Origin of the sequence: Escherichia sp. 94.0001 (genome assembly GCF_013369155.2) — a bacterium.
In the GTDB taxonomy this organism is placed as follows: domain Bacteria; phylum Pseudomonadota; class Gammaproteobacteria; order Enterobacterales; family Enterobacteriaceae; genus Escherichia; species Escherichia coli_F.
The window spans coordinates 1-5,566 of sequence record NZ_JABWMS020000114.1 but is presented as its reverse complement, the minus strand read 5'-3'; the positions used below and the strand labels follow the sequence as shown (position 1 = coordinate 5,566).

Genomic DNA, 5,566 nt, shown 5'->3' with positions numbered 1-5,566 from the left:
ACGTTCTTGTAGGCCGGATAAGGCATTTACGCCGCATCCGGCGCGGCCCCTCTCCTCACGGAGAGGGTTTGGGTGAGGGAAAAGCCTCACCCCAGCCCTCTCGGGTAAAAACATTGATGAAGGTTAATACTATGAAAGCATTACATTTTGGCGCAGGTAATATCGGTCGTGGCTTTATCGGTAAACTGCTGGCAGACGCAGGTATCCAACTGACGTTTGCCGATGTCAATCAGGTGGTACTTGATGCCCTGAATGCCCGTCATAGCTATCAGGTTCATGTGGTCGGTGAAACCGAGCAGGTAGATACCGTTTCTGGCGTCAATGCTGTCAGCAGCATTGGTGATGATGTCGTTGAGCTGATTGCTCAGGTTGATTTAGTCACTACCGCCGTGGGCCCGGTTGTGCTGGAACGTATTGCTCCGGCAATCGCCAAAGGGCTGGTGAAACGTAAAGAACAAGGTAATGAATCCCCACTGAACATTATCGCCTGTGAAAACATGGTACGCGGCACCACGCAGCTGAAAGGCCATGTGATGAACGCCCTGCCAGAAGACGCCAAAGCGTGGGTAGAAGAACACGTTGGCTTTGTGGATTCCGCCGTTGACCGCATCGTACCGCCTTCCGCTTCGGCAACGAACGATCCGCTGGAAGTGACAGTCGAAACCTTCAGCGAATGGATTGTCGATAAAACCCAGTTCAAAGGTGCACTGCCGAACATCCCAGGCATGGAGTTAACCGACAACCTGATGGCATTTGTTGAGCGTAAACTCTTCACCCTGAATACAGGTCATGCTATAACCGCGTACCTCGGAAAACTGGCAGGTCATCAGACCATTCGTGACGCAATTCTCGACGAGAAAATCCGCGCGGTAGTAAAAGGGGCGATGGAAGAAAGTGGCGCTGTACTGATTAAGCGTTACGGTTTTGACGCGGACAAACATGCGGCGTACATCCAGAAAATCCTTGGTCGTTTTGAAAACCCGTATCTGAAAGACGATGTAGAGCGCGTAGGCCGTCAGCCGCTGCGTAAACTGAGTGCTGGCGACCGTCTGATCAAGCCACTGCTCGGAACGCTGGAATATGGTCTGCCACATAAAAACCTGATTGAAGGTATTGCCGCTGCAATGCACTTCCGCAGTGAAGATGATCCGCAGGCTCAGGAACTGGCAGCACTGATTGCCGACAAAGGCCCGCAAGCCGCACTGGCGCAGATTTCCGGCCTTGATGCTAACAGCGAGGTTGTATCCGAGGCAGTAACCGCTTATAAAGCAATGCAATAATGGTGGACCAGGCGCAGGACTCCCTGCGCCCGAATAACAGATTGTCAGATATGCAGGCAACAATGGAACAAACCCAGGCCTTTGAAAACCGTGTGCTTGAGCGTCTGAATGCTGGCAAAACCGTGCGAAGCTTTCTGATTACCGCCGTCGAGCTTTTGACCGAGGCGGTAAATCTTCTGGTGCTTCAGGTATTCCGCAAAGACGATTACGCGGTGAAGTATGCTGTAGAACCGTTACTCGACGGCGATGGCCCGCTGGGCGATCTTTCTGTGCGTTTAAAACTCATTTACGGGTTGGGTGTCATTAACCGCCATGAATACGAAGATGCGGAACTGCTGATGGCATTGCGTGAAGAACTAAATCACGACGGCAATGAGTACGCCTTTACCGACGACGAAATTCTTGGCCCCTTTGGTGAGCTGCACTGTGTGGCGGCGTTACCACCGCCGCCACAGTTTGAACCCGCAGACTCCAGTTTGTATGCAATGCAAATTCAGCGTTACCAACAGGCTGTGCGATCAACAATGGTCCTTTCACTGACAGAGCTGATTTCCAAAATCAGCTTAAAAAAAGCCTTTCAAAAGTAAGTACTTTCGCTTACTTCTCCTCTACCTGTTTCGGCCGATAAAGCCGACGATAATACTCCAGACGTTGTAGATATAACGGCACGCTTTCATCAGGTATTCCGGACGGAATCGCATTGCGGGGAGGAAGTTTTTTCAGATACTCCCGGAACGCCTGGCTCGATGCCATGAAATCTACAGCTTTATCGATAAGAAGCGGAACGTTTTCACCTAATTTGCCCATGATGATATCTCCGTATTACCCCGCGTCGGGAATGCGCGGCCGCCAATTTTAGTTTAGATCCCGGTATAAATGACATTAAGGAAAACGTGCTCAATCCTCAATAATGATCCTCTTCTGTTGTCTATCTTTTTTCTTTAAATTTCCTAACTAATCAATAGATTGGGTGATTTTCAAACACATTAATGGTTACAATCTGGAACTATTACAATGCCATCTGTTGTGAACAAAGCACCTGGTCGCGCATACTAGAGGCTATAAATTTATCTCTATCAGAAGTCATCACATGAAAGAAGTCGAAAAAAACGAAATCAAACGTCTCAGCGATCGCCTGGACGCTATCCGCCATCAGCAGGCTGACCTGTCACTTGTTGAAGCCGCAGATAAATATGCCGAACTGGAAAAAGAAAAAGCCACGCTGGAAGCCGAAATTGCTCGCCTGCGTGAAGTTCACAGCCAGAAACTCAGTAAAGAAGCGCAAAAACTGATGAAAATGCCCTTCCAGCGCGCGATTACCAAAAAAGAGCAGGCTGATATGGGCAAGCTGAAGAAAAGTGTTCGCGGACTGGTAGTTGTGCATCCGATGACCGCGCTGGGCCGCGAAATGGGCCTGCAAGAGATGACCGGATTCTCTAAGACCGCATTTTAAGTACCTGTCTCACCGCTGTAATCACAGCCTCTCACGATTTACTCGCTCCTGCTGGCACATGCAGGAGCCTGATACCAGATATCGGATATCTTTAACATTCTTATCACTATTGCTTCCATCTCACCGGCTCTTTGAAGCGCATATTACAGGCTAAATTCTGAAATTGTGGTATGGAATAAAAAAGTGATATATAAGCGATAACAATGAATTAATGCACATTAATGCCTGTAACAGCCATTAATTATTTATATTTATCGCTCAGAATCACACACTTCCCAAGAAAACATCACCATGCTGAATATTAATATTTCTCCTGGTCGGTGTTTTCATCCGGTGAAACATTTGACATTGATTGACATCGATCATTAAAATCCGCGCGATTAATATTATTGGCTACAATCTGAAATTGTCTGACATTTAATGTCATATTCGCACTACCAATTAATACAACAATTAATAGAAAAAGTCTCTTATAAATTTATATAACGTATATTTCCACTCGAATCATTCATAAAAAGGATGATTACGCCGTAACAGTTAACGTATCGGGATCATGAAAAGGAATTCACCCTATGAGCATCAAAAAAGCACTATTAAGCATGTTTATAACATTGCCACTCTGGGTATTGACTGGGTGTGACTATATTGAGAAAGCGAATCTGATCGACGATCTTGCCAAACAGCAAGAATTGCAAAAAAGTAAAATAGAGATTCTTGAAAAAGAACAAGAACAATATAAAAGAAAAATAGAAATTATTGAAAATCAACAAATTAATATTGCAAACACCACTAAAGTGCTGGCGGGTGTAGTAAAGGCGGTCAAAGACAAACAGGACGAATTTGTCTTCACCGAATTTAACCCAGCACAAACAAAATACTTCATTTTAAACAATGGCTCGGTTGGTTTGGCAGGCCGGGTGCTGGCTATTGATGCGGTTGAAAATGGCAGTGTTATTCGTATTTCGCTGGTCAACCTATTAAGCGTTCCCGTATCAAATATTGGCTTTCAAGCTACATGGGGCAATGAAAGACCCACCGATGCCAAAGCGCTGGCAAAGTGGCAGCAACTGCTTTTTAACACCACCATGAACTCCACACTGCAATTAATGCCTGGTCAATGGCAAGACATTAATCTGACATTAAAAGGCGTTTCGCCTAATAACCTGAAGTATCTGAAATTGTCCATCAATATGGCCAATCTCCAGTTCGACACTGTTCAACCTGCTGAAACCCGGCAGCGGAAAAACAAAAAATAAATGCAGCTTCTGCGCTTATATCAAGGAATAGAGAGCATCACGAATGAACAAAATATTTAAAGTTATCTGGAATCCGGCAACGGGCAGCTATAGCGTTGCCAGCGAAACGGCGAAAAGTCGTGGGAAAAAGAGCGGGCGCAGTAAGCTCATGCTGGCGACGGTGATTGGTATCAACAGCCTGGCGTTTTCATTCAGCGCATCCGCACAGTTAGTGGGGAAAGATACTGGTCGTGGCGTTGATTATGGTCAGGGTACAGGAACAGGCTGGGTTGCTGTCGGTGAGGATGCAAGAGCAAATGCTTATACAGACACCGGTGGTGGCTCCAGTACCGCAGTGGGTTATCAGTCAAACGCCGAGGGAAGATGGTCAACAGCCATCGGCGGTAAGACTCATTCGATTGGCGAAGCATCAATGGCGTTCGGGATTAATACCACCTCAATAGGCCAGCGAAGTCTCGCTATGGGCGCATCGACAACGTCAACAGGTGACTATTCAATCGCATTTGGTCGTTATGCGGAATCAATAGGCGAATTTTCTATTGCACAAGGTGATAGCGCGAAAACAGGTGCTGATAAAGCCATCGCAGTAGGACATGGGAGCAAAGCCTTAGGAATAATGAGTATCGCCCTCGGTGACACTGCCAATGCCTCGAAAGAATATTCTATGGCACTGGGAGCAAATAGTGCAGCTAACGGCACAGACAGCCTCGCTTTAGGCAGACAATCTCTCGCCAGCGCAGCAAACGCGATTGCGATTGGCGCTGAGACCGAAGCCGCTGAAAATGCAACGGCAGTGGGTACTAAAGCGGAGGCAAATGGGCTTAACAGTATCGCGTTGGGCTCCGGGAGTATTGCAAATACCGATAACACGATTGCTCTGGGTAATCAAAGCCAGGCAATCGCTGCGGGCGCCATTGCCATCGGTCAGGCGAATAAAGCTGACGGCGTAAATGCAATCGCACTGGGAAATGGGAGTATTACCGGTGGGGCAAATGCCATTGCTCTTGGACAAGGCAGTTATGCCGGTTTAGAAAATGGCATTGCAATTGGTGCTCAGGCCACTGCTCAAGGTAAAAATTCAATTGCTCTGGGTGCTGGTTCTGTCGCGACTGAAGCGGATACTGTCTCCGTGGGTAACACAACTGCTCAGCGAAAAATTGTCAATATGGCAAAAGGTGATATCGACAATAACAGTACTGATGCCATCAATGGATCACAGCTTTATGCTATCAGTAAGTCAGTAGCAGATAATCTTGGTGGAGGAGCGACCGTCAATTCGCAGGGCGTCGTGACTTCCCCAAATTACAGACTGAAAAATGGTATTTATGGCAATGTTGGCGACGCCTTAGCGGATCTAAACACGAATACGATACAATGGGACTCCCTTAAAAAGGGATATAGTGCGGCACATGGTACAGATGCCACTAGCAAAATCACTAACGTCACCGCTGGCGACCTTTCCGCCACAAGTACCGATGCCGTCAACGGTTCTCAGCTGAATACCACTAACGATAACGTGGCGACTAACACCACCAACATCACTAACCTGACTGATACGGTGACTAACCTCGGTGAAG

General features: G+C 47.1%; 6 protein-coding genes. 5 read left to right on the top strand and 1 reads right to left on the bottom strand.

Annotation, left to right across the window (positions count from 1 at the left end):
- The first annotated feature begins 131 nt into the window (after positions 1-131).
- Both mtlD and mtlR read left to right on the top strand, forming a co-directional pair.
- Positions 132-1,280 carry a mannitol-1-phosphate 5-dehydrogenase gene (gene mtlD, locus HEN33_RS23930; protein ID WP_176263526.1) on the top strand — a complete coding sequence of 383 codons (1,149 nt, stop codon included), beginning with the start codon at positions 132-134 and terminating at the stop codon, positions 1,278-1,280.
- Positions 1,280-1,867, top strand: coding sequence for a mannitol operon repressor MtlR (gene mtlR / locus HEN33_RS23925; protein WP_000228261.1), 588 nt, complete (start codon positions 1,280-1,282; stop codon positions 1,865-1,867). Before mtlD ends, mtlR begins: the two co-directional genes overlap by 1 nt.
- A gap of 10 nt (positions 1,868-1,877) precedes the next feature.
- On the opposite strand, the gene yibT is transcribed toward mtlR, so the two are convergent.
- Positions 1,878-2,087: a protein YibT gene (yibT, locus tag HEN33_RS23920; protein WP_000517099.1), complete on the bottom strand. Its 210-nt coding sequence runs from the start codon at positions 2,085-2,087 to the stop codon at positions 1,878-1,880.
- A gap of 283 nt (positions 2,088-2,370) precedes the next feature.
- Here yibT and HEN33_RS23915 point away from each other — a divergent pair, with 283 nt between their 5' ends.
- From HEN33_RS23915 to HEN33_RS23905, 3 genes are all read left to right on the top strand, one after another.
- The gene (locus HEN33_RS23915; RefSeq protein ID WP_000665680.1) at positions 2,371-2,733 is read left to right on the top strand and encodes a YibL family ribosome-associated protein; all 363 of its coding nucleotides are present in this window, start codon (positions 2,371-2,373) and stop codon (positions 2,731-2,733) included.
- Between the two features lie 572 nt (positions 2,734-3,305).
- Positions 3,306-3,989 (top strand): DUF3251 domain-containing protein, encoded by a 684-nt coding sequence (locus HEN33_RS23910; protein ID WP_176263263.1) that lies wholly within the window; start codon positions 3,306-3,308, stop codon positions 3,987-3,989.
- Between the two features lie 43 nt (positions 3,990-4,032).
- Positions 4,033-5,566 (top strand): ESPR-type extended signal peptide-containing protein (locus HEN33_RS23905; RefSeq protein WP_274601014.1); only part of this gene is annotated, 1,534 nt, incomplete at its 3' end.